The sequence below is a fragment of the Leifsonia sp. Root4 genome (assembly GCF_001425085.1).
Classification (GTDB): domain Bacteria; phylum Actinomycetota; class Actinomycetes; order Actinomycetales; family Microbacteriaceae; genus Microterricola.
In genome coordinates, this window is record NZ_LMDN01000001.1 from 512,481 (window position 1) to 535,638 (window position 23,158).

Annotated in this window: 20 protein-coding genes; 10 read left to right on the top strand and 10 right to left on the bottom strand. The window is 67.3% G+C overall.

Annotated elements, in window-relative coordinates:
* Positions 1-5: 5 nt before the first annotated feature.
* The 3 genes from ASC66_RS02435 to ASC66_RS18000 all read right to left on the bottom strand — a co-directional run bounded on the left by ASC66_RS02435 (position 6) and on the right by ASC66_RS18000 (position 1,586).
* Entirely contained in the window at positions 6-326 is a 321-nt protein-coding gene (locus ASC66_RS02435; protein ID WP_082491956.1) for a WhiB family transcriptional regulator, read from the bottom strand.
* 148 nt (positions 327-474) lie between these two features.
* On the bottom strand, positions 475-1,437 hold the full coding sequence (gene galE, locus ASC66_RS02440; RefSeq protein ID WP_055834176.1) for a UDP-glucose 4-epimerase GalE: 963 nt from the start codon (positions 1,435-1,437) through the stop codon (positions 475-477).
* Positions 1,422-1,586: a hypothetical protein gene (locus ASC66_RS18000; RefSeq protein WP_157509607.1), complete on the bottom strand. Its 165-nt coding sequence runs from the start codon at positions 1,584-1,586 to the stop codon at positions 1,422-1,424. Before ASC66_RS18000 ends, galE begins: the two co-directional genes overlap by 16 nt.
* Positions 1,587-1,622: 36 nt before the next feature.
* On the opposite strand from ASC66_RS18000, the gene ASC66_RS02445 reads away from it, so the two are divergent.
* Positions 1,623-2,699, top strand: a complete 1,077-nt coding sequence (locus tag ASC66_RS02445; protein ID WP_353612508.1) for a GlxA family transcriptional regulator — start codon at positions 1,623-1,625, stop codon at positions 2,697-2,699.
* An 85-nt stretch (positions 2,700-2,784) separates the two neighbouring features.
* On the opposite strand, the gene manA is transcribed toward ASC66_RS02445, so the two are convergent.
* Complete coding sequence (gene manA / locus ASC66_RS02450) at positions 2,785-4,026, bottom strand: mannose-6-phosphate isomerase, class I (RefSeq protein ID WP_055834183.1); 1,242 nt, start codon at positions 4,024-4,026, stop codon at positions 2,785-2,787.
* A gap of 137 nt (positions 4,027-4,163) precedes the next feature.
* Here manA and ASC66_RS02455 point away from each other — a divergent pair, with 137 nt between their 5' ends.
* From ASC66_RS02455 to ASC66_RS02465, 3 genes are all read left to right on the top strand, one after another.
* Positions 4,164-5,342, top strand: coding sequence for an acyl-CoA dehydrogenase family protein (locus tag ASC66_RS02455; protein WP_055834186.1), 1,179 nt, complete (start codon positions 4,164-4,166; stop codon positions 5,340-5,342).
* Positions 5,343-5,403: 61 nt separating this feature from the next.
* Positions 5,404-6,705 (top strand): O-antigen ligase family protein, encoded by a 1,302-nt coding sequence (locus tag ASC66_RS02460; protein WP_082491957.1) that lies wholly within the window; start codon positions 5,404-5,406, stop codon positions 6,703-6,705.
* A gap of 3 nt (positions 6,706-6,708) precedes the next feature.
* Complete coding sequence (locus ASC66_RS02465) at positions 6,709-8,013, top strand: O-antigen ligase family protein (RefSeq protein ID WP_055834190.1); 1,305 nt, start codon at positions 6,709-6,711, stop codon at positions 8,011-8,013.
* 6 nt (positions 8,014-8,019) lie between these two features.
* Here the strand turns inward: ASC66_RS02465 and ASC66_RS02470 are convergent, their stop codons facing one another.
* Both ASC66_RS02470 and ASC66_RS02475 read right to left on the bottom strand, forming a co-directional pair.
* Entirely contained in the window at positions 8,020-9,003 is a 984-nt protein-coding gene (locus tag ASC66_RS02470) for a glycosyltransferase family 2 protein (protein ID WP_055834193.1), read from the bottom strand.
* The gene (locus ASC66_RS02475) at positions 9,000-10,154 is read right to left on the bottom strand and encodes a glycosyltransferase family 4 protein (RefSeq protein WP_082491958.1); all 1,155 of its coding nucleotides are present in this window, start codon (positions 10,152-10,154) and stop codon (positions 9,000-9,002) included. The genes ASC66_RS02470 and ASC66_RS02475 overlap by 4 nt, the downstream gene beginning before the upstream one ends.
* Before the next feature lie 95 nt (positions 10,155-10,249).
* On the opposite strand from ASC66_RS02475, the gene ASC66_RS02480 reads away from it, so the two are divergent.
* From ASC66_RS02480 to ASC66_RS02495, 4 genes are read left to right on the top strand one after another with little or no spacing between them, the layout of a single operon-like run.
* Complete coding sequence (locus ASC66_RS02480; protein ID WP_055834199.1) at positions 10,250-11,134, top strand: glycosyltransferase family 2 protein; 885 nt, start codon at positions 10,250-10,252, stop codon at positions 11,132-11,134.
* 42 nt (positions 11,135-11,176) lie between these two features.
* On the top strand, positions 11,177-11,914 hold the full coding sequence (locus tag ASC66_RS02485) for a glycosyltransferase family 2 protein (protein ID WP_055834202.1): 738 nt from the start codon (positions 11,177-11,179) through the stop codon (positions 11,912-11,914).
* The gene (locus ASC66_RS02490; protein WP_055834205.1) at positions 11,911-12,285 is read left to right on the top strand and encodes a DUF2304 domain-containing protein; all 375 of its coding nucleotides are present in this window, start codon (positions 11,911-11,913) and stop codon (positions 12,283-12,285) included. Before ASC66_RS02485 ends, ASC66_RS02490 begins: the two co-directional genes overlap by 4 nt.
* 2 nt (positions 12,286-12,287) lie before the next feature.
* Positions 12,288-13,832, top strand: coding sequence for a DUF2142 domain-containing protein (locus ASC66_RS02495; RefSeq protein WP_055834208.1), 1,545 nt, complete (start codon positions 12,288-12,290; stop codon positions 13,830-13,832).
* On the opposite strand, the gene ASC66_RS02500 is transcribed toward ASC66_RS02495, so the two are convergent.
* The 3 genes from ASC66_RS02500 to ASC66_RS02510 are packed head-to-tail and all read right to left on the bottom strand — an operon-like array spanning position 13,757 to position 17,327.
* A complete protein-coding gene (locus ASC66_RS02500) occupies positions 13,757-15,049 on the bottom strand; it encodes a polysaccharide biosynthesis protein (RefSeq protein ID WP_055834211.1) in 1,293 nt (430 codons plus the stop codon). The two genes, ASC66_RS02495 and ASC66_RS02500, sit on opposite strands and share 76 nt — an antisense overlap.
* A 3-nt stretch (positions 15,050-15,052) precedes the next feature.
* Positions 15,053-16,120, bottom strand: coding sequence for an NAD-dependent epimerase/dehydratase family protein (locus ASC66_RS02505; protein WP_055834213.1), 1,068 nt, complete (start codon positions 16,118-16,120; stop codon positions 15,053-15,055).
* On the bottom strand, positions 16,113-17,327 hold the full coding sequence (locus ASC66_RS02510; protein ID WP_162243464.1) for an acyltransferase family protein: 1,215 nt from the start codon (positions 17,325-17,327) through the stop codon (positions 16,113-16,115). Before ASC66_RS02510 ends, ASC66_RS02505 begins: the two co-directional genes overlap by 8 nt.
* 220 nt (positions 17,328-17,547) lie before the next feature.
* Here ASC66_RS02510 and ASC66_RS02515 point away from each other — a divergent pair, with 220 nt between their 5' ends.
* A complete protein-coding gene (locus tag ASC66_RS02515; RefSeq protein WP_055834219.1) occupies positions 17,548-19,119 on the top strand; it encodes a DUF2142 domain-containing protein in 1,572 nt (523 codons plus the stop codon).
* Here the strand turns inward: ASC66_RS02515 and ASC66_RS02520 are convergent.
* Positions 19,085-21,568: a glycosyltransferase gene (locus ASC66_RS02520; RefSeq protein ID WP_055834226.1), complete on the bottom strand. Its 2,484-nt coding sequence runs from the start codon at positions 21,566-21,568 to the stop codon at positions 19,085-19,087. The two genes, ASC66_RS02515 and ASC66_RS02520, sit on opposite strands and share 35 nt — an antisense overlap.
* Positions 21,569-21,766: 198 nt before the next feature.
* Here ASC66_RS02520 and ASC66_RS02525 point away from each other — a divergent pair, with 198 nt between their 5' ends.
* Positions 21,767-23,119: a glycosyltransferase family 4 protein gene (locus ASC66_RS02525; protein ID WP_082491961.1), complete on the top strand. Its 1,353-nt coding sequence runs from the start codon at positions 21,767-21,769 to the stop codon at positions 23,117-23,119.
* The last annotated feature ends 39 nt before the right edge of the window (positions 23,120-23,158 follow it).

A 23,158-nucleotide genomic window follows, 5' to 3' on the forward strand; every position in this document is an offset into this window, starting at 1 on the left:
GCGAACTAACTTGCGCGCTTGCGGAGCTTGCGGCGCTCGCGTTCGGACAGGCCACCCCAGATGCCGAATCGCTCGTCGTTCGCGAGAGCGTAGTCGAGGCATTCCGAGCGCACCTCGCACGATCCGCAGATCTTCTTGGCGTCTCTCGTCGAGCCGCCCTTCTCCGGGAAGAACGCCTCTGGGTCGGTCTGCGCACAGAGCGAATCAGTCTGCCAGGCCAAGGGGTTGTCACCGTCGATGTGCTGCCTGACACCGGGAACACCCAGCCTGACAGGATCGACGAACCAATCCTCGGGTACCCCCGGACGATAATCAGATTCAGCCATATCGTCTCCCACCCTTCTTGTCCACGCACCGGCCCGGCGCGTCCGAACTAATTACACCGTTGTCATTAGGGTGGCGTCAAGTCGCAGATCGTAAACCCTCAACTCAATATCGAGAGTTCACGACGCGCCGGAGCGTACGAACCGGAACTCAGGCGGCGGCGCGTCGCGCGTCCCAGGCGCTCTGCACCATCGTCCCGAGGCTGTGCCGCATCTCCCAGTTCAGGTCGCGCCGCGCCAGCTCGCCGGAGGCGACGATGCGGTCAGGGTCGCCGCCGCGGCGGGGTGCGATCTCCGGGGTGAACGGGATGCCGGTGACCGCGGCCATGGTGCTCATGATCTCACCGACGGAGACGCCGTCGCCGCTGCCCAGGTTGTACACGGGCTCGATCGGGTCCCCGGCCTGGAGGCGCTCCGCCGCGGCGACGTGCGAGCGGGCGAGGTCGGCCACGTGGATGTAGTCGCGCACGCAGGTGCCATCCGGCGTGTTGTAGTCGTCGCCGTTGATGCGCGGGGTGCGCCCGTCCAGCAGCGCCTCGAAGACGAGCGGGAAGAGGTTGTGCGGGCTGGTGTCGTAGAGACCGTCGTGACCGGAGCCGACGACATTGAAGTAGCGCAGCGAGGTGTGGGCGAGGCCCGTCGCGATGCCCTCATCGCGCAGCAGCCACTCTCCGATGAGCTTGCTCTCGCCATAGGGCGATTCCGGGGCCTTCGGGGTCGCCTCCGTCACCAGATCGGTGTCAGGCGTGCCGTAGACGGCGGCGCTGGAGGAGAACACGATGCGGCCGACACCGGCGTTCTGCATCGCCTGGAGCAGCACCGTCGTCGCCGTGACGTTCTGCTCGTATGTGTGCAGCGGTCGCTGCACCGAGACCCCGGCGTACTTGAAGCCGGCGACGTGAACGACGCCGTCGATGGTGTTCTCGGCGAAGAGCGTGGCCAGCAGCTCGGCGTCGAGGATGCTGCCGCGGTAGAACGGCACCTCGGCCGGAACGAAGTCGGCGTGGCCGCTGGAGAGGTCATCCACGATGACGACGTCGATGCCGTCGGCCAGGAAGGCCCGCACAACATGCGAGCCGATGTATCCCGCGCCACCCGTTACCAACCACGCCATTGCTGCCCCATCTCCAGTGAGTTCCGCGGCGCCTGCCGCAGGCCAGCCTCCACTGTATTGCAGCGGCCGTAGCCGTCGCGCCGCAGGACGATGATCGTGTGGACGATGGCCCAGATCACGAGGGCCAGGAGCGGAATGAGAATCAACATGGCAGAAAGTCTTGCTCTTGTGTTTTTCTGCCGCGAGTGGCAGCATTGACAGCATTCGTCGAGTTCCTGCCATGTCGGACGGCATCCGGGCGCTCGGCCCATTCGACGGAGGGTGACATGCTCGAGAAGGTCGTCTGCATCGCGTTGCCAGGCATGGCACCGTTCGAGTTCGGCGTCGTCTGCGAGGTGTTCGGGATCGATCGCTCCGCCCAGGGCGGCCCGGCCTTCGATTTCACGATCGTCGCGGCAGAGCCGGGGCCGATCCGCATGAAGCTCGGCTTCGACATCGTCATCTACAACAATCTGGAGGCCGCCGCCGACGCCGACCTCGTCGTCGTGCCCGCGTACATGGATTCCTCGATCAGCGCGGAGGGCGCCCCCGCGGTGCACCCCGAGATCCTGCGGGTGATCCAGGAGGCTGAGGCCCGCGGCGCCTGGGTGCTCAGCGTCTGCAGCGGCGCCTTCGTGCTCGGCGAAGCCGGGCTGCTCGACGGCCGCCGCAGCACGACGCACTGGCTCTACACCGACAAACTCGCTGAGCGTTTCCCCGGCACAACCGTCGACGCCGATGTGCTCTTCGTCGAGGACCGTCACGTCGTCACGGGTGCGGGCACCGCCGCCGGCATCGACGCCGCACTGCACATCGTGCGCCGGGAGCTCGGGGCATCCGCGGCCAACATCATCGCCAGGCGCATGGTCGTGCCGCCGCAGCGCGACGGCGGGCAGTCGCAGTTCATCCAGCTGCCGACCGCGACGGCGCCGAACGACTCGTTGGCCGCCGTGACCGACTGGATGCTGCAGCACCTCGATCAGGAGCTCACCGTCGACCAGCTCGCCCGCACGGCGCTGATGTCGCCGCGCACCTTCGCCAGGCGCTTCCGGGCAGAGCTCGGAACGACGCCGACGGCCTGGCTCAACCGTCAGCGTCTGCTGCGCGCGCAGCAGTTGCTCGAGGAGAGCGAGCTCGGCCTCGAGATCATCGCCGGCGACACGGGCTTCGGCACCGCAGCGGTGATGCGGCACCACTTCGTCAAGGTGCTGCAGACGACGCCGACGGCGTATCGGCGCACCTTCGGTTCCCGCCGGGGCGCCCGCGAGCTGCTCGACGCCTGAACACTCGCAGTCGTTCCCCGCTGATCGAGTAGCGCGACGCTGCGCGTCGCGCTACTCGATCAGCGGGGTGCGCTCAGACACGGCGTCAGCCGACGGTGGCGACGAAGAGCGTGCCGGAACCGGCGACGCTGAGCGTTCCCTCCTCCGGCGTGATGAACACGGATTCGCCGCGGGCGATCTCGCTCGCGTTGCGCCCGCCCGTCAGCCGCAGCGTTCCGGCCGTGCAGAGCGCGATCGCCGCACCGCTCAGGGTGACCTCCGACGACGCATCGGCTTCGGCCCGCTCGATCGCGTACAGCACGAAATCGGGGACGTCCGGCCGGTAGACGCGCACACCGTCCGCGGGGCGTTCCGGCTCCAGGCGCGGCACGGGAACGGGGTCGAAGCGCAGCACCTGCAGCAACTCGTCGACGTCGATGTGCTTGGGCGTGAAGCCACCGCGCAGCACATTGTCGCTGGCTGCCATCAGCTCGATGCCGAGTCCGTCGAGGTACATGTGAATGTTGCCTGCCGGCAGATAGAGCGCCTCGCCGGCCCGGAGCGTCACCCGGTTCAGCAGCAGCGCGAGCACGATGCTCGGGTCTCCTGGGTAGGCATCGGCGAGGGTGCCCACCGTCGCGAACTCGGCGGCGAACGGGCTGTTGGCGAGCGCTGCGGATGCGGCGAGCGCCACGACCCGCTCGACCAGCCACTTCACCTCGCCGCTGTCCTCGCCGCGGCCGTCGCGCAGCAGCCACTCGACGGTGTCCCGCAGGCCGTCGCGTCCGCGTAGCACAGCCTCCAGCGCCGCGAGCGGACTCGGCTGGGGGTCGGCGGTCGCGGCATCCGCCCTCTGCAGCTCGGCGACGATGTCGAGGGTCTGTGCGAGGTCGCGGAAGCCGCAGAGTGCGTCGAATCTCTCGCTCAGCGCCACGATCAGCTCCGGCTTGTGGAAGGCGTCCTTGTAATTGCGATCCGGAGCATCGATGGCGATGCCCGCCTCGTTCTCGAGCGCGAATCCGGCGCGCGCCTGCTCGGGCGACGGATGCGCCTGCAGCGACAGCGGTCCGGCGGCGGCCAGCACCTTGAGCAGGAATGGCAGGCGTTCGCCGTGCTCGGCGATGCTCCGCTCCCCCAGCACGCCGACCGGGTCGCTCTGCACGAGCTCCGACAGCGTCGCCGCGGATCCGCCCCGTGCGCCGACGATCACGCTCGGCGATCCCGAGTGCGCACCCAGCCAGAGCTCGGCCTCCGGGGCCCCGCTCGCCGGGTGCCCGAGCAATTCGGCGATCGCCGTGCGCGATCCCCAGGCGTAATCGCGCGGGGTGTTGGTGATTGCTACAAACATCGTGGGGTCCTGTCCTGCTGGCGTGAGACCAAACTACCAAGTGCCTTCGCCGCCGGCCGTCCCGCCACCTATGCTGAGCGTGACATCACCGACAGGCCCCTGGCGACAGGGGCCTCCGTTTGCAATGGAGCGCCGTCATGACCTTCGAGCCCCTCATCTCCGACTTCTACAACTACGAGTCGTTGCTCAGCGAGCAGGAGAAGGAGGCGATCATGGCGCTGCGCGGCTACCTCGACTCCGAGGTGCGCCCCATCATCGGCGGTTACTGGGATCGTGCGGAGTTCCCCACCGAGATCGTGCGGCCGCTGGCCGAGCTCGGTCAGTTCAGCTACGCCTGGGACGAGACCCGACCATTCGAGAACTCCGCCGTCTTCCGCGGCTTTCTCGCCTTCGAGCTGGCCAGGGTCGATGCATCCGTCGCGACCTTCGTCGGCGTGCAGAACGGTCTGAGCTGCGGGTCGATCGCCGTCTGCGGCTCGCCGGAGCAGCGCGCGGAATGGCTGCCGCGCCTGGCATCCGGTGAGGTCATCGGCAGCTTCGGCCTGACCGAGCCGCAGAGCGGATCCGATAGCGCCCAGGGCCTGCGCACCACCGCCAGGCGCGACGGGGACAACTGGGTGCTGAACGGCGCCAAGCGCTGGATCGGCAACGCCACGTTCGCCGACATCACGGTGATCTGGGCGAAGGATGTCGCGGACAACCGGGTGTTGGGCTTCATCGTGCCGACCAGCTCGCCCGGCTACACCGCGAGCAAGATCGAGGGCAAGATCAGCCTCCGCGCCGTGCAGAACGCCGACATCACCCTCGAGGACGTCGTCGTGCCCGAGTCGCTCCGGCTGGCGAACGCCAACTCGTTCAAGGACACGGCGAAGGTGCTCCGGCTGACGCGTGCGGAGGTCGCCTGGGCCGCCGTCGGCGTCGCGGCCGGCGCCTACGAGGCGGCCGTTGCGTACTCCAGGGAGCGTGAGCAGTTCGGCAAGCCGATCGGAGCGCACCAGCTGGTGCAGGACATGCTGGCGAAGAGCCTCGGGAACATCACCGCATCGCTCGGCATGGTCGTCCGGGTCTCCGAGATGCTCGACCGCGGCGAGCAGCGCGACGAACACTCCGCCCTGGCCAAGGCGTTCGCGACCTCCCGCATGCGCGAGACCGTGGCGTGGTGCCGCGAACTCTTCGGTGGCAACGGCATCGTGATCGACTACGACATCGCCCGCTTCTTCGCCGACGCGGAGGCGCTGTACTCCTACGAGGGCACGCGCGAGATGAACACGCTCATCGTCGGGCGCAGCATCACCGGGCAGGCGGCGTTCGTCTGAGATCGCCCCTGCCGCGGTGGGGCGGCCGTGCCGCGCCGTCCGAGTTCGATAGCCTTGGAGCATGAAGCCGGTCCGTAGCCGTTTTGCCGTGCGCGCACTGGCCTCCCTGCTGCTGTTCACGGCCATTGCCGGCCAGTTCTGGCGCAACCTGCTCGGATGGTGGGGCTGGGGTGCCCTGGCGCTCTTCGTCGTCGTCGCCGCCGTGGTCGCGCTCGTGCGGTTGCGGCCGGACTGGTCGTGGCGCCGGATGCCGAAGAGCCTGTGGCTCTTCGTCGGTTTCTCCGTGCTGTCCCTCGCGTGGTCGTTCTACCCCGGTGCGACGGCCATCGGCATCGCGGCCCAACTCTCGGCCACCCTCTCGGCGCTCTTCCTCGGGCTCTGCCTGAGCTGGGTCGAGTTCCTGCGCACCTTCGGCGTCGCGCTGCGTTGGGTGCTCGGCCTCTCGCTGCTGTTCGAGATCTACGTCGCCGGGGTCGTCGGCGGTCCGATCCTGCCCTTCTTCACCGACTACGACGGCACGGTTCCCGCCGCCTTCTACTGGTCACGCGGGCTGCTCTTCGACGGCGGCCCGATCGAGGGCATCGTCGCCAACCGCAACCTGCTGGCCGCCGCCGCGCTCATGGCCGTGATCGTCTTCGGCGCCCAGCTGGCGGCACGGAGCGTGCGCAGGGGCCCCGGCATCTTCTGGCTGGCCACCGCCGTGTTCACGCTCGCCCTGACGCGTTCGGCCACCGTGATGATCGCCGTCGCCGTCGTCGCGCTGGCGCTCGGCTTCGCGCTGTGGGCCCGCAGGGTCGGGCCGGAGGCACGGCGCCCCGTCTACCTCACCGCTGCCGGACTGCTCGTGCTCGGCGGCGTACTGCTCGTCGCGCTGTGGGGCCAGCTGTTGGCCCTCTTCGGCAAGAGCGAGGACCTGACCGGGCGATTCGACATCTGGTCGTCGGTCGCCGGCCTCGCCGCGGAGCGCCCCGTCGCCGGCTGGGGCTGGGTGGGCTACTGGGCCCCGTGGGTCGAACCGTTCGATGACCTCGCGGTCCGCAAGGGCGTCACATACCTGCAGGCCCACAACGCCTGGCTCGACGTGTGGCTGCAGCTCGGCGTCATCGGCGTCGTCCTCTTCGCCGCACTCGTGATCGGAACCCTCTGGCGCAGCTGGTTCCTGGCCGTCGACCGGCCCAGGGACGCGCTGGAGGACAATCGGCCGTATGCGGCATCCGCCCTCGTGCCGTTCCTGCTCATGGTCGCGTTCATCGTGCAGAGCGTCGCGGAAAGCCGGATCCTGATCGAGAGCGGCTGGATGCTGCTGGTCGCGCTCGCCATCATCACCAAACGCAATCTCGGCCGCGTCGAGACGATGCCCTGACGCATGGATGCCGCAAGACGCCCCGTGCTGCCGCCCGCCGTCGCCCACCTGCTGGGCTCGGCGCGCTTCGCCGCGGCCCTGACGCTGTGCATCCTCGGCGCCGCCTTCAGCACCCACCTGTTGCGGGCGACGATGGGATGGCCGGGTCTGCTCGCCATCCTCGTCGCCCTCGTCGCCCTCGCCACTCTCTCGCTCCTCGCCCGCAGGCAGGCGATCGACTGGTACGGCCTGCCGCCGATCACATTGCTCGTCTTCCTCGGCTGGACCATGATCTCGGTGTTCTGGAGCACGACGACGGTGCTGAGCGGGGCCAAGGTGCTCTACCTGCTGCTCTTCACGGCGCTGGGTGTCTATCTGACACTCGTGCGCGACACGATCCAGCTGGTGCGCGGACTCGGCGACGTGCTGCGTGTGCTGCTCGGCCTCTCCCTCGCCCTCGAGGTGCTCTCCGGGGTGCTCCTCGATCTGCCGATCGCCTTCCTCGACATCCAGGGCAACCTCACCTCGCTCGGGCCGCTGCAGGGCGTCTTCGGCAGCCGCAACCAACTCGGCCTGATCGCACTGATCGGGCTGATCACCTTCTCGATCGAATTCATGACACGCTCGGTGCCACGGATGCAGGGCGCGTTCTCAATCGGGCTCGCGACGCTCTGCGTGCTGCTCTCCGGCTCGCCCGTGACCATGGGCGCCTTCATCGTCGTCGGCATCGCCGCGCTGGCGCTCGCCGGCATCCGTCGGGTGCCGAGCGCAACGCGCATGTACTGGCAGCTCGGCCTGCTGACGGTCGTGGCCATCACCGCCCTCGTGCTCTGGCTGACGCGCTCCAGGATCCTCGAACTGCTCAATGCCGGAAGCGAGTTCGAGGTGCGCATCGCGGTCTGGCGCGAGATCGTGCGGTACTCGCAGATGAACACGCTGCAGGGCTGGGGGTGGGTGGGCGCCTGGCCGCCGCTGGAGCCGCCGTACATCTGGATCAACCTCGCCACGCGTGGCACCCAGAACTCGGCGCTCAGCGCCTTCTACGACGTGTACTTCCAGCTCGGGATCGTCGGACTCATCAGCTTCAGCGCCCTGATCGGCTTCGCACTCGTGCGCTCGTGGCTGCTCGCCAGTGAGAAGCGCAGCTCTGTCTACGTCTGGCCCGCGCTCATCGTGGTCGCGCTGACCGTGACCTCATTCGCCGAGAGCACGGTGCTCGGCGAGTACGGCTGGATGCTGCTCATCGTCTGCGCCATCAAGGCCTCGCAGAGCATGAGCTGGCGGGACGCCCTGCGCCGGCACGAGCCTGCACCGGTTCCGGAGGAATAGCCCCGATCAGACGGGCTGGATCAGATCGCGCAGCACATCCTGCGCGCCGAGCCCGAAGCGGCGGTACCTCCCGCTGAACCATTCCTTCAGCACGGGGATCAGGCGAAGCAGGCGGGCGCGGGGGTAGCCGCTGCGCACTCGCTCGTGCACGACCTTGTCCTGCGCCAGCTCGACGACGTGCTGGGGCGCCCCCGTTCCCGGGAGTCGCTCGGCCAGGTCGATGGCCCGCGCCAAGAGGCGGGCATCGCGGTCTGTGCGCGGCTGCATGAGGCGGGCCAGCCGGATCGACCCCGTCAGGGATGTCGCACCGATCTGGTTGGCGCCGTGCTGGCGGTAGTCGATCAGATCCTGCTCGATCAGCAGAAGGCGGTCTGTCGACGCCGCGATCACGGCAAGCCACTCGTCGTGCACCCAGGACGCGGGGAATGGGCGGGCGCGCTCGATGAGACCGCGACTCACCACCGCGGTGGCCCCCGTGACCAGGTTGCGCCGCAGCAGAGTGTCGATGGCGCGACCACCGCGAATCTCGCGCCGCTCCGACTCGGAGACGTTGAGCGTCTCGAGGAGGCGGAGCCCAGTCGGCGTCCCGATCGCATCGACGATCCGCGCGTCGCTGTGCACGAGCTCCAACTCCGCGCGCGCGCGGAACGCCTCCTCGATCACCGCGATCTTGCCGTCATCCCAGCGATCGTCCTGGTCGCACAGTGCGATGATCTCGCCTGAGCACGCGCCCAGTGCCTGCTCGAAATTGGCCGTCACCCCGAGCGCGAACTCGTTGCGCAGGATGCGCAGGGCCGGCACGGGGGCATGGAGGCTCGCCCACTCCGCGACGCTCGCTTCGATGATCGCAACCGTGTCGTCACGTGAGGCATCGTCGGAGACGATGATCTCGTCAACGGGGCGTGTCTGGGCGAGGATGCTCCGCAACTGCTCGCGGATGAACGCGGAGCCGTTGTGCGTCGCAAGGGCGACGGAGATGCGCGCGGTCATCGGGCGCCGTGCAATCGCGCCGCGTCGCGGAATGCGGAGACGTGCCCGTCAACGCACGACTCCCAGGTGAACTGGGCGGCGCGGGCGAGCCCGCGCCGGGCAAGCTCTGGCCCTGCGGCGATCGCCTCGCGCACACCGCGTGCGATGTCTGACGGGTCGTTCGGGTCGAAGAGCACCGCGGCGTCCCCACACACCTCGGGAATCGAGCCGGCGTTCGATGCGGCAACCGGGCAGCCGGAGGCCATCGCCTCCAGTGGCGGCAGACCGAAGCCCTCGTAGAGGCTCGGGAAGACGAGGGCGGATGCGCTGCGGTAGAGCCCGAGCAGTTCCTCACGGGGAACCAGCCCGCGACGCTCCACCCACTCCGGCATGCTGCCAAGCGCGTCGAGGTTGCCCCCGGTGAGCACCAGGCGCAGCCCAGGGCGGTCGACGCGCAACAGCTCCATGGCGGAGAGGAGGGCGGCGTGGTTCTTATGCGGCCAGCCGCGGGCCGGGTAGAGCACGAAGTCCTCGCGCTCTCCGAAGAACGGGGTGAATTCCGTGATGTCGACGCCGAGCGGGATGACACGGATGCGCTCGGCGGGAACCCTCAGGTGCTTCTCGATGCCGCCACGGGCGAATTCGCTGATGGTCACGACGATGTCGGCCTTGCGGGCGGGGATCTCGTAACTGAAGACGCGGAAGAGCTTCTCGGCGAAGGAGAAGAGGTGCGGCAATTCGCGGTGCTGCACGTCGTGCACGGTCATCACCGTGGCTTGGCCGGCCGCCGCCTTCGGCACCCGCACCGTGAACGGAAAGTGCACGACGGCGGCATCGGCACTGACCGCCCGAATCGAGCGCTTTGCAAGCGTCGCACTGAGCAGTGCGCGCAGGCGTCCAACGGTCGACGGCCGCGCGATCACACCATCGATGGCGTGTTCGGCGGTGAGTCCGGAGCTTCCGGCTGCGTTCTCCGGGACCAGGGCGTCGACGGTGACGTCGGCGCGAGCGTCGAGCCCGCGCGCGAGTTCCCGCGCGTACGTCTCGCTTCCGCCCATGCCACCTGGCACGAGCGAGAGCATGGACAGCGTCACTCTGATCGGAGTGCCGTCGCTGCGCCCGGTTTCTGTGGACGCCGAGTTCCCGGGCGCACCGTTCTTAGATACTGACATCCGGTCTAGTTTAGTGATTCGGGTGAAGCCCAGCGCGATGTGCGAGCATGGAGGGTCCTCATCGTCCCCGCTGAAAGAGCCAGGATTCCTCCCCAGTGACCCTTGACATCATGATGCCGTTCTACGGCAGCTTCGACCACTTCCGCGCCGCCGTCGAGAGTGTGCGCGCGCAGAGCGACCCGGACTGGCGACTCGTCGTCGTCGATGACGTCTATCCCGACCTCGCCCCCGGTGAGTGGCTCGTCGGCCTCGGAGACCCCCGGATCAGCTATATCCGCAATGAGCACAATCTGCGCCCGAGCCGCAACTACAACAAGTGCATCACCCTCATGCAGAGCGACTTCGCCGTCCTCATGGGCTGCGACGACGTGATGTTGCCCAACTACGTCGGCCGGGTGAAGGAACTCATCGTGCGTTTCCCCAACGCCGGCGTGATCCAGCCGGGGGTCAGCGTCATCGATGAGAACGGCGCGCCGTCGCGTCCGCTCGCCGACAGGGTGAAGGCCATCTACCGGTTCAACGGGAGCGGCGCACGGGAGTATCGCGGCGAGCAGCTGGCGACCAGCCTGCTGCGCGGGAACTGGACGTATTTCCCCTCCTTGGTCTGGAACGTCCAGGAACTGCGCAAGCGCGACTTCCGCACCGACCTCGACGTCGTTCAAGACCTCGCGATGCTCCTGGAGATCACCAAGGGCGGCGGCTCTCTGGTGTTAGATGACGCCCTGTGCTTCAACTACCGGCGGCACTCCGCGAGCGTCTCCGCGGTGACCGGGCCGGACGGATCCAAGTTCGCCCAGGAGCTCACCCTCTTCCGTGAGACGTCGACCGCATGCACGGCCCTGGGCTGGCCGAAGGCCGCCCGAGCGGCCCGCAGGCACTTCACCTCCCGCCTGAACGCGCTGACCGAAGTACCGGCAGCCATCCGCGCCAAGAACAGCGCCGGGCGCTCCGCCCTGCTCCGCCATGTCTTCACCGGCTAGCGCAGAACGCCGCCACGCACAGCCATTGCTAGGATCTCAAGAATGACCTCTTCGCTCGCGCGCACCCTCATCGTGATGCCCGCGCTCAACGAAGAGGAGGCCGTCGGTGCCGTCGTGCGCGAAGTGTTCGAGAAGCTGCCCGGCGTCGCTGTTCTCGTGGTCGATGACGGCTCAAAGGATGCCACGGCCGCCATGGCCCGCGCAGCCGGTGCGACCGTGTTGAGCCTGCCGTACAACCTCGGCGTCGGCGGCGCGATGCGAGCCGGATTCAAGTACGCCATGGCGCACGGCTTCGAGAATGTCGTGCAGGTCGACTCCGATGGTCAGCATGATCCGGCCGGTGTTCCCGTGCTGCTCAAGACGCTCGCGGAGGCGGATCTGGTGCTCGGTGCGCGTTTCGCCGGAGAGGGCGACTACACGGTGCGTGGTCCGCGCAAGTGGGCGATGGTCGTCCTGGCCAGTGTGATCAGCCGACTCGCCAGGACGACACTCACCGATACGACGTCCGGATTCCGCGCGACCGGGCCCCGGGCCGTCGCGCTGTTCGCGGAGCATTACCCCGCTGAGTACCTCGGCGACACCATCGAGTCGCTGGTGATCGCCGCCAGGGCAGGCTGCGACATCCGTCAAGTTCCCGTCGCCATGCGTCCGCGCGCCGGCGGAACGCCGTCCCACAACCCGGTCAAAGCCGCGGCCTACCTCGGCCGCGCCGGAATGGCCCTGCTCATTGCGCTGATGCGGCCACGTGTGCCGCTCGCGGAGAAAGGCGTAGTCGCTTGAGCCTCGCGAGTTACATCTTCGGAATCGCCGCAGCACTCCTGACGCTCATCGTTGTGATCGAGATGCTTCGGCGGCGTCGGCTGCGCGAGCGCCACGCCGTGTGGTGGCTGGTCGCAGGGGTGCTCGCACTGCTGATCGGGATCTTCCCCCCTGTGTTGGAGTGGGCGGCCGGCATCGTCGGTGTTGAGGTTCCCACCAATCTGGTGTTCTTCGTCAGTGTGCTGATCCTCTTCCTGGTCTGCATTCAGCACAGCGCGGAGCTCACCGATCTCGAGGACAAGACGCGCGTGTTGGCAGAACAGAGCGCGCTGCAGGATCTACGCATCGAGGCGCTCGAGTCTCGAGCGCGCCGCGAGAACGACTCGACGTAGCCGTGAGACGCCGTTCCGCAACGACGCGGACCTTCTTCACGGCCTGGTTGTGTTTGAGCCTGCTCGCCGGGCTGTGGGCGATTGCCACTCCCCTCGCCGCTGCCCCGGATGAGCCGGCACACCTCATCAAGGCGGCGTCCGTCGCCCGCGGCCAGTTCGTCGGGGTTGCCGGGGAGAACGGCCACGCGGTCACCGTTCCGGCGGGTGTCGCATTCACTCACGCGCAGACCTGTTTCGCGTTCAACCCGGAGCAGTCGGCCGGCTGCGCGCCCTCGACCCCGCCCGGCGACGGTCTGGTCGAGACGACAACGACGGCCGGACTCTACAACCCGCTCTACTACGCGCTCGTCGGCTGGCCGAGTCTGGTCTTCGACGGCGAGGTGGCCGTCTACGGCATGCGCATCGCGAGTGCGCTGCTCACCTCGGCGCTGCTTGCGCTCAGCTTCCTGCTCGTCGCGAGCTGGCGGCACCGAGCCATCCCGACGATCGGGCTGCTCGCTGCCGTCACCCCGCTCACCGTCTTCATCGCCGGCGTGGTGAATCCGAGCGGCCCGGAGATCGCCGGCGTGCTCACCGTGACCGTTGCGGTGCTCTCCCTCGTCCGACACCCGGATGACGCTCGCACGACCCAACGGGTCGTCGTGCTCGCCATCGCAGGCTCCGTGGCCATGAACATGCGGGGCATCAGCCCGCTCTGGGTCGCGATCGCCGTGCTCCTCCCCGTCGCGCTGGCCAGGGGCGATCTGCTGCGCACACTCTTCCAGCGGCATGCGGTGCGGCTTGCCGCGACAATCACAGCGGCCGCCGGCGGCTTCGCGCTGCTGTGGACGACGCTCAGCAACTCGCTCGGCTCCGCGATCGCAGACGGCGAGGTGGAAACGGACTATCCCGGTGTCGGAACGCACCCCGTCGTCGGCTTTCTGACGGTGCTGACACGCAGCTTTCAGTACGCCAGCGGCATGGTCGCCGAATTCGGGTGGGCAGACACCATCGCTCCCCCCGCGACCATCTTTGTTCTCTCGCTCCTGATCGGCGGAACCATTCTCTTCGCCATCAGTGTGCTGCGCGGGCGGGAGCGCGTCGTTGTGCTCGCGGCGCTGACCGCGCTCGTGATGCTGCCCGCGCTCATCCAGGCGAGCTACGTCACCCAGGGCGGCTACATCTGGCAGGGTCGCTACGCGGCACCCATGCTCGGCATTCTGCTGGTCGTGGCCGCGGCGCTGCTCGGGGATGCCGTCGCCGAGCGGGCCCCGTCGCGCGTGATCAACACTCTGCTCGGCTACTGCATCGCGCTGTGGTGCTTCGCTCAGCTGGAGAGCTTCGTCACAACGCTGGGGCGCTACGCGGTTGGTACGCCGATCGCGTGGGGCGAGTTCCTGCGCGCCCCCGAGTGGTCACCACCCGGCGGCGTCGCCATTCTCTGCTGCGCGTTCGTGCTGACGCTCGTCGCGTGCGCGCGCGCAGGGTGGTTCTACGGGCGCGCCCCGTCGGAGTCCGGCACCGACTCGGCGCTGACGGAGCGCGAGCGCCCCGCCGTCACCAGATAGACCGTGTGAACGAGCAGCCCGACGGTCGGCCCGAGTAGCAGGGCCAGCTCCGTGCGCAGCACGAGGTCGAGCGGCAGCATGAGAGCGGCAATCGTCGTGAGCGCTGCGAGCACCCATCCGGCCGTGTAGACGCCGTGCTTGCCCAGTGCGAGCACTGCTGGACCGCTCGCGCACAGGGCCGCGGTGACGCCGCCGGATACGACAATCACGCCGAGCACGACACCATCGACCGCGTATGCCGATCCGAACACCAGCTGCACGAGCCACGGCCCGATCGCCGCCGCGAGGAGCGCGGCAACGACGGCCACAGCCAGGATGCCCCCGATGGCGGTGAAGAAGACGCGCCAGAAGTTGCCGCCGCGGTCCTTGAACTTGACGATCAGGAAGCTCTGCAATGCGAGGACCGGGATGACAAGTGGCGCGCGGGTCAGGGTGATGACCAACAGGAGCGTCGCGAGCTGTGCGGGATCTTCTCCCGCGCTCGTTGCCCCCATCAAGGTGGGGAATCCGCTGATGAGAGCAGCCATGGATGCCGCAGCCAACAGTGTTCTGGCCACGTTCCAGCTGAGGGCCTTGTAGCCGACATCCAGCCGCGATCGGCCGATGACGCCTCGCCTGATGACGAGCCACACGACGATGAGCGTGATCGGGAATGGCAGGGCCGTCGCGGCGGCGAGTGCGTCATCGCCTCCACCGGAGAGCAACGCCAGACCGACCGCGAGCAGGCGCAAGACGCCGTCGAGCCCGATGAGCCAGGCCAGCGCGGCCCAGCGGTTCAGACCGTACAGCGTTCCGCACAAGGTGGCGACGACCGTGTACCCGGCCGCGCCGACGGCGATCGCGATCGCAACGATCGGGGAGCTGCCAGGAAGCACTACCGGCATCCACAGCGGAGCGCTGAATCCGACGACGGCGCCGACGAGAACCGTCGCTACGATTCCGAAGTTCCGCGCGACGTGGGCACCGGCTTCCGCCCGCGCCGAGCCCTCCTCGTGCGGAGACGTCGCGCGGCTCACCTCCTGCTGGATGCCGGAGAGGGTGCCGACCAGCAGGTAGAGAGTGCCCCAGAAGACGCTGAACGCGACATAGCGCTCCGGACCGATGACGCCGGCAACGAGCCCCAGCGTCACATAACCGGAGATTCCCGCGATGACCGTCGCCAGAAGGATGAGCCTGACTCCGCTGAATCGGCCGGCGGCTGCGCGGGGGTCGCTCATGTGTTACGCCTGCGCCGCAATCCACTCCTGCAGCCCGGCGACACCCTGCGCGACGCTCCACTGCGGCGCCCAGTCCAGCTCGGCCAGAGTGCGATCAATGGTGCAGGCCGCGAAACGCACGTCGCCGTCGCGGAAAGCCCCGTTGATGGCCGGCGCCGGAGCACCGTGGTACTCCGCGATGGCTGCGGCCAGCTCGAGGATCGTCGTGCCGACACCGGAGCCGACGTCGTAGCGACTCACGCCGCTCGCGCGCGGGCGGGCGAGGGCGGCCACGAAGGCGTTGGCCACGTCGTCGATGTACACGAAGTCGCGGGTGATGAGACCGTCCTCGTAGACCGGGATGGACGCTCCCTGTTCGGCCATCTGGGAGAACAGCGAGACGATGCCGGTGTACGAGTTGATGAGCGACTGGCCGGGGCCGTACACGTTCTGCAGGCGCAGAATCGTCAACTCGGTGTCGAGCGCCCCGACCCAGGCGGCGAGGATGTGCTCCTGCGCGAGCTTCGTCGCACCGTAGACGCTCGTGGGGCTCGGGATCGTCGCATCGACGGAGCTCGGGAGTGCGCGAGCGCCCGGGAAGTCCCACTGCCCGGCCTCGAGCTGAGCGTGGCTGCGCATTCCCGGCTGGTAGACGGTTCCGTCCTCACGCTGCCAGGATCCCTCGCCGTACACGGCGCGGCTGCTGCTCAACACGATCCGTGCCGGCACGTGCCCCGCCCGTCCGAGTGCATCGAGCATTGCGGTCGTGCCGACGACGTTGGCGTCGGCGTGGCGGGTCGCCTCGTGCAGCGACTGCGCCGTCCCGGTCTCCGCCGCGAGGTGGATGATCACGTCGGGACGGACGGACGCGAGGACCTCGTCCCAGACGGCAGCGTCGGTGACGTCGCCGACGATCAGTTCGGCGGCAGAGTGCAGATCCGCCGGGCGTTCCGCGGTCTGGTGCACCTGCGGGTGCATGACGTCGACAGCGACCCAGCGCTCCGATGATGCCGCGAGCTTCTGCGAGAGTGCACAACCGATGAAGCCGGCTCCGCCCGTCACGAGTACAACGCCCAACTGAGCATTAGCCATTGTTCAGATCTCCGATCGATTCGTTGGTGCTGGCCTGCGCGCGGCCGAAGCGTGCGCGCACCCGCTGATACCAATAGTTGAGCCCGCGACCCGGGCCCCAGTCCTTGAGTGCCAAAGCCCGCTTCTCGATGAGGTGCCAGCTGGCGAAAGCCAGAGCACACGAGAGCACGAGCGAGATCACGATGTAGATCGGGTACCCCCAGCGGTTCCAGCCCATGTAGGCGGCGAACTGCTGAACGAGGAAACCGTAGAGGTAGATGCCGTACGAGTAGTCGTTCTTGCTGAACATCTTCTTGAACGGCGTGGGTGCGCGTACCGCCAGCCACATCAGCAGGTACGCGAACGCCGGGAAGCCGACGATGCCGAATCCCCCGTTGATGAGCGTGTAGATCGTGACAGCGGCGGCGAGCAGCCCGAGCTTGTCGTCGATGATCACCTTGTCCGCGTAGACCGCGAAGCACGCCCCCCACAGGAAGATCAGTGTGAGGTTGATCGTGAGCGGGTCGGACAGCCACGGCACGACCTGCCCGAGGGTCTGTGGCGATGCGAAGCGGACGATCTGCAGAAACAGAAAGACGACGGTGAGCGCCGCGATGATGATCTTGGCCCGGCTGAAGACGCCGAAGAGCACGAGAACACCGATCAGCAGGTAGCAGTACCACTCGTAGCTCAGTGTCCACAGTGATCCGTTGAAGACGCTGCCTGCGATCTCGCCGTATGGCGTCGTCGTGGCGAAAATGTCGTGGATTCCCCACTGGTGGATCGTGAGCTGCCAGTTCAGCGAGATGTAGCCGAATGGGCCACCGGCGCCCGGCGTGAAGTACTCACTCATCGGGCGCTGTTCCATCAACCAGACGGCTGGCCCCACAATGAAGGCGCCGACGGCCAGCACGATCCAGAATGCGGGGAAGATACGCAATGCCCGTCGCCAGATGTACTCCAACACGCCACTCGCCATGCCGCTGCGCGTGATGAGGTACCCGCTGATGGCGAAGAAACCAATCACCGCGACCCCGCCGAGATTCTCTTGGCTGTGGAATCGGGTGAAGAACGGGTCGTTGCCCCATCCGGAGAGCGGGAAGCCATGAGAGACGATGACCGCGGCCGCCAACAGGAAACGGATGACGCCGAGGGCATTGTGGCGGCCGCTCAATCCGCTGCGCAGAGTCACGCGTTCGACGGGCGCTGGGCTCACATCAGTACTCACTCGCACCCGGATTCTCGCTCGGTCAGTTCGGACAAATCGACGGCATCGACCCTGGTTCCGGGCACACTCGCTCACGACAAGCGCCAATCTTTCTCGATTTTAGCGCAGATCGGCTGAAGGACTGCTCCCCATGGGCGCCGCGCGGGAGCGATGTCCTAGGGTTGGGGATGATCTGCGGGCCCGGCCCGATCCGAATCTTTCCACGAGAAGTGAACCGAGCATGAAGTCTGTCACCGGCACCCCGGCCGCGGTCTCCCCCGGTCGATGGGCATTCTTTGGCGCGGTGTTCGCCCTCGTCGCGTCCATGATGACGCTTTGGGCGCTCGCGTCCCCGCTCATGGCCGTGCCTGACGAACCGGCCCACGCGGTGCGCGCGGCGGCCGTCGCCCGCGGCCAAATCACGGCACCGCCGTCGGAGACGGTGCCGTGGCAGCTCGAGGTGCAGGTGCCACGGTACATCGCAGATACCAGCGCCATGCCCTGCTTCGCGTTCGATCCTGCGGCGAGCGCCGGCTGCCAGGTCCCGCTCGCAGGAGACCCGGATGAGATCGTTGCGGCGGCGACATCCGCGGGGATCAACAGCCCCGTCTACTACGCCCTCGTCGGCTGGCCGACATTGTTCCTCTCCGGTGACGCTGCCCTCTACGCCATGCGTATCGTCAGCGCAGTGCTCACGGCGGCGCTCTTCGCGGTCGCGGCGACATCGCTCGTGCAGTTGGGGGCGGCCCGGTGGAAGGTCGTCGCGGCAGCGGCTTCGCTCACCCCGATGCTCCTTTTCCTCGGCGGATCCATCAACCCGAACGCCATCGAGGTCACGGCCGCCGCCGCCCTCTTCACCACGCTCACGCTCGTGTTGCGACAGCAGACGCGGCCGGCCGTGCTGTGGGAGCGGGCCGGTCTCGTCGTCCTCAGCGCCTGGCTGCTCGTCAACACGAGGAGCATCGCCCTCCTGTGGACGGCCATCATCATCGGCGTCGCCTTCCTGCTCAGCGACAGGGCCACGCTCAGATCGCTCGTGTCAAAGGTCCCGAGCTGGATCGCGCTGGCGCTGTCGGCGGCCGGCTGCGTTGCGGCGCTCATCTGGTTCACGAGACCCGTTCCTGTCGTCCCCGAGGGTGAGCTGCCCCCGGCACCGGGGCTCGGCGGCGGCTTCCTCAGCGGCGTGCAGTACATGGCCGACCGCACCCTCGACTTCGCGAAGGCGTGGATCGGCCTCTTCGGCTGGGTCGACCAGCCGGCGCCCGAACTCGCCGTGCTCGTGTGGACACTCGTGCTCGGCGGGTTGATCGGTGCCGCTGTGCTCTTCGCCCGTGGCAGCGGCCGATGGGCGACCATCGTGCTCCTGGTCAGCGCCGTCGTCGTCCCGCCCCTGTCCCAGGGCATCCTGCTCGCCGACTACGGCTTCATCTGGCAGGGGCGATACATGATGGCCATCTACAGCTGCCTCGTGCTCTGTGCCGGAATCGCACTGGACGAGATGACGCCCATCGTGGGCACGGCCGCGAGGAGACGGCTCATCAGCGTCGCGGTGTGGGCGATGGCGATCGGCCACACCGTCACATTCGCCTGGGTGCTCCGCCGCTATGTGGTCGGGTCGGGCACCTGGTCGGAGATGCTCCGTGAACCTGAGTGGCAGCCCCCGGGCACCTGGCTCGGCCTCACCGCGGCATTTGCCGTCGTTGTCATCGCGGCTGCCGCGTTGACCCTCCGTGCTCGGGGCCTCCGAATCGCGGAAGCCCCGATGCACGAGACAACGCCTAGCGGCGTCGTAGCCGGCTCTGCACCTTCTTGACGACGACCTTCGGGCCGCCGTTCTTCAGGTAGTGCACGAAGAGTCCCGCATCGTGGCGGATCCCGTGCTTCTTACGTCGGATGACGGGCTTGCGCACGCCGCCGGTCGAACCGGCCGTGACAACTCCGCTCGCGACGAGATCCGGTGCATGCTGCGGGCTCGCGACGAAGTCGACGAGCGGAGCGAGCACCGCTCCCCACTCATAGTCCTGGCGCACACGCTTGATATTGCGACGTGCGGCGCGAGCGAACTTCTCGTCGAACAACACCGTCTCGAGCGCGTCGGCGAGAGCAGCGACGTCGGTCGGCGGGACGACGACGCCCAGCTGCTCACGCGCGATCAGCTCGGCGAAGTGGTCACCCTCCGTCACGACCATGGGCAGTTCCGCCCAGAGGTAGTCGAGGATGCGGGTGCGGAACGAGAACGTCGTCTCCACGTGGGCATAGTGCGTGCTCACTCCCGCATCGGCTTCGCCCAGGTAATTGTGGCGATCTGCATAGTCGACCCAGGAGGAATTGAAGAACACCGCACTGTCGAGAACGCCGAGCTCCTTCGCAAGGGCTCGGGACTCTGCGACGATGCCCATCTCCGGAACACCCGGGTGAGGGTGCTTCGTGCCCTGGAAGAACAGGCGCACGTTGTCGTGCGTCTCCGACAGCTTGGCGACGGCACGGATGAGCGTCTTCGGGTCGAACCAGTTGTACAAGCCGCCGCTCCACAGCAGCACCTTGTCGTCTGGCGCGATTCCGGGGAGTGCTCCCTTGAGCGCGGGCTTGCTCTGGGCGGGGAACCCGTCGTTCAGCCCGAAAGGGACGACGCTGATCAGGCCGGTGAGGTCCGGGTCGCTCGCATAGTTGGCCGGGTTGATGCGGCCGAGGGCAGCGAGCTGTCCGAGGTAGAAATGCCGCTGACGCTCGGACGCGCACAGGAAGAAATCTCCACGCAAGAGCTGTTCGTTGAGCACCTCCGTGGCATCGACCACCTGCTTGTTCCACTGCTCGTTGCCCTGCTCGCGCCCCTGTTCCAGCTGCTCGAGGTGCATGGGGTCGTAGATGTCGGCGACGATGATCTTGTCGCTCTTGCGCAGGCTGTCGAACAGGGCCATGGCCAAGCCCTGGAACACGATGACGTCGCTCGCGCGTTCCAACTTGGCCATGGCACGGTCATCGCCGGGGCGCACGTGCACGACGTCGAAAGGTGCGGAGACGGGCTCGGCGCCGGCCAGCGTCACCAGCGTTACCTCGTTGTCGGCGGAGAGCGCCTCGGCCATGTTCCACGCGCGGATCGCAGGGCCGGCCATCTTCGCGCCGATCGGGTCACCCGTGATCACGAGCACCCTCGTCACCGAGGGTGACTCGGTCACTCCGAAGCTGGTGACGATCTTGTCGTAGCCCTCGAGGTAGTGCTCTGACTGATAGGACGGGGCGTCGGTTTCGCCGAAGAGTCGCCACAGCCGGTTGTCGGAGACGACACGTGACGCCTGGATCTTGTCGCGGGACTCCCGAAGCGATGGCAGGTTCTCCACGAACTGGTCGATGGCGTACACCCCTGCCAGCGTCTCCTTCGCGACCTCCATCGTCGGCCCGTTGTCTGCGCCCTTGCGCAGGTCGAACTCGGTCGAGTCGAGCTCGCCGCGAGCGACCGCGCGACGCACGGTCAACGCGAGGGTCGCAGGAAGCGCCTGCGCGAGCGCTTCGTCGCCGAGGTTCTTGTACTGCGTGAAGAGCGCGTTGCGCTCCAACAGGTACGTCTCCTTGAAGGAGCCGAACGACGACATCGACGCGTGGTGCTTGTGGTAAGCCAGCGACGCCGGTTCATAGACGTAGCGCCATCCGCGCAGGTTGAGCCGCCACCCGAGGTCCACGTCCTCGAAGAACATGAAGTAGCGCTCATCGAAACCGTCCAGCGCGTCGTAGACGCTGCGTCGCACGAACATGGCGGAACCCGTGCCGAACAGCACATCGCGCACGCTGTCGGGGTCGCTCGGAACGGGTTGCGCAGTGAGGGGCTTGTAGCCCTGGCCGAACCAGGTCATGGCGGAGCCGATGTAGTCGACGAGCTCGCCGTCCCAGTCGAGGACGCGGCTGGCGACGGCACCGATCGTGGGGCTCTCGGCAAAACGCTCGACGGCGGCACGGACCCAGGCGGCATCCGGCTTCGCGTCGTTGTTCAACAGGGCGATGAACTCGCCAGAGGAGGCTTTCACACCGAGATTGCAGCCGCCGGCGAAGCCGAGGTTCTTCCTGGATTCAACGAGTAGCACGTGCGGGGCCGCGGCACGGATGCGTGCTGCACTGTCATCGCCGGAGGCGTTCTCGACGACGACGATCTCGAGCAGCTCTGATGGCCAGTCCAGCTTGCCCAGTTTGTCGATGGCTTCAATGGTGTCGTCTGTGCCTCGGAAATTCACGAGGACAACGGAAACGACACCGGGTCGCTGCTTGGGCATGCGGGCCTTTCTATATGGGAATGGCAGATTTGAGTGTACCAATCGGATTCTCCACAATCTGGGCGCCTCCCCGCTGCGCGCACAGGAGCAGGCAAGCCAGTCGTGTTAGTCTCCTGAACTGCCTTGCCGACCGACTCAGTGTCTGTTGAAGCGGCCCGGCCACACACCGAACCTTCACGTGTAGAACGAGGTATCCCGTTGGAACGCAAAGTCCTCATCATCACTCCGGACTCAATCGGGGTCAAGATGGCAGGTCCAGCCATCCGCGCATTCGAGATGGCCAAAGTGCTTTCGGCTGCCGGCGCGGTCGTGCGTCTCGTGTCGACGGTCCACGCCGAGCTTGAGCACGATGCGTTCCCCATCGAGTTCGCCCCGGAAGCCTTATTGCGCGAGTATTCGGACTGGGCGGACGTCATCGTGTTCCAGGGGCACGTGCTGTCCAGCTTTCCGTGGCTGCGCGACCCCCGTTATATCCTCGTCGCCGATATCTATGACCCGATGCACCTCGAGGTGCTCGAACAGGGCAAAGACCTGACTTCGGAGGCGCGCTACGCGCTGTCGCTCCAGACGGCCGAAGTCCTGAACATCCAGATCGAGCGCGCAGACTTCATGCTCTGCGCCTCGGAGAAGCAGCGTGACTTCTGGCTCGGACAGTTGGCAGGGCTGTATCGCATCAACCCGGCGACGTATGACGAAGATGAGAGCCTGCGTTCCCTGCTCGACGTCGCCCCCTTCGGCATCGAAGACGCCGCGCCGACCCAGACGCGCCACGGCATCAAGGGGGTCGTTCCGGGTATCTCGGAGAGCGACACCGTCATTCTCTGGGGCGGCGGCATCTACAACTGGTTCGACCCGCTGACATTGATCCGCGCCGTGCACTCCTTGTCGAAGCGGCATCCCGACCTGCGACTGTTCTTCCTTGGCGTCAAGCACCCCAATCCGAACGTTCCGGAGATGGCGGTCTCGCTGCGCACCCGCGAGCTCGCTGAGGAGCTGGGCCTGCTGAATTCCGTCGTGTTCTTCAACGAGGGCTGGGTGCCCTACGAGGAGCGCAGCAACTTCTTGCTCGACGCCGACCTCGGAGTCAGCACCCACTTCGACCACCTCGAGACCGCGTTCAGCTTCCGCACGCGTATTCTCGACTACCTGTGGGCGTCCCTGCCGATCGTGAGCACGGACGGAGACACGTTCGCGAGCATCGTCCGACAGCACGACCTCGGGCGGGTGGTGCCCCCGGAGGACGCCGCTGCTCTCGAATCCGCGTTGGAAGACGTGCTCTACCGGGAGGGCGAGAGAGAGCGCATCACCGCGAACGTGACGAATTTCGCGGTCACCATGCGGTGGACGACGGTGCTGGCGCCCCTCGTGGCGTTCTGCGCGGCACCGCGCAAGGCAGCAGACAACCGCCGCCCCGTGATGACACCCCGCAATGAGGAGCTCGATGCCCTGCAACGACGTGTCGACGGTCTGGAACGCAGCACGTCGTGGAAGATGACCCGCCCGCTGCGGTGGCTGACTGCGACGGTGAGGCCACGGGGCCCTCGGAACTGACGTGCCCGCCGGCTCCTTCTTCTCGGTAGTCTGATCCAA

Excerpts from the sequence above, each read along its gene's own strand:
- ASC66_RS02435 (WP_082491956.1), bottom strand. The coding sequence starts at position 326 with ATGGCTGAATCTGATTATCGTCCGGGGGTACCCGAGGATTGGTTCGTC.
- galE (WP_055834176.1), bottom strand. The coding sequence starts at position 1,437 with ATGGCGTGGTTGGTAACGGGTGGCGCGGGATACATCGGCTCGCATGTT.
- ASC66_RS18000 (WP_157509607.1), bottom strand. The coding sequence starts at position 1,586 with ATGTTGATTCTCATTCCGCTCCTGGCCCTCGTGATCTGGGCCATCGTC.
- manA (WP_055834183.1), bottom strand. The coding sequence starts at position 4,026 with ATGTTTGTAGCAATCACCAACACCCCGCGCGATTACGCCTGGGGATCG.
- ASC66_RS02455 (WP_055834186.1), top strand. The coding sequence starts at position 4,164 with ATGACCTTCGAGCCCCTCATCTCCGACTTCTACAACTACGAGTCGTTG.
- ASC66_RS02460 (WP_082491957.1), top strand. The coding sequence starts at position 5,404 with ATGAAGCCGGTCCGTAGCCGTTTTGCCGTGCGCGCACTGGCCTCCCTG.
- ASC66_RS02465 (WP_055834190.1), top strand. The coding sequence starts at position 6,709 with ATGGATGCCGCAAGACGCCCCGTGCTGCCGCCCGCCGTCGCCCACCTG.
- ASC66_RS02470 (WP_055834193.1), bottom strand. The coding sequence starts at position 9,003 with ATGACCGCGCGCATCTCCGTCGCCCTTGCGACGCACAACGGCTCCGCG.
- ASC66_RS02475 (WP_082491958.1), bottom strand. The coding sequence starts at position 10,154 with ATGTCAGTATCTAAGAACGGTGCGCCCGGGAACTCGGCGTCCACAGAA.
- ASC66_RS02485 (WP_055834202.1), top strand. The coding sequence starts at position 11,177 with ATGACCTCTTCGCTCGCGCGCACCCTCATCGTGATGCCCGCGCTCAAC.
- ASC66_RS02500 (WP_055834211.1), bottom strand. The coding sequence starts at position 15,049 with ATGAGCGACCCCCGCGCAGCCGCCGGCCGATTCAGCGGAGTCAGGCTC.
- ASC66_RS02505 (WP_055834213.1), bottom strand. The coding sequence starts at position 16,120 with ATGGCTAATGCTCAGTTGGGCGTTGTACTCGTGACGGGCGGAGCCGGC.
- ASC66_RS02515 (WP_055834219.1), top strand. The coding sequence starts at position 17,548 with ATGAAGTCTGTCACCGGCACCCCGGCCGCGGTCTCCCCCGGTCGATGG.
- ASC66_RS02520 (WP_055834226.1), bottom strand. The coding sequence starts at position 21,568 with ATGCCCAAGCAGCGACCCGGTGTCGTTTCCGTTGTCCTCGTGAATTTC.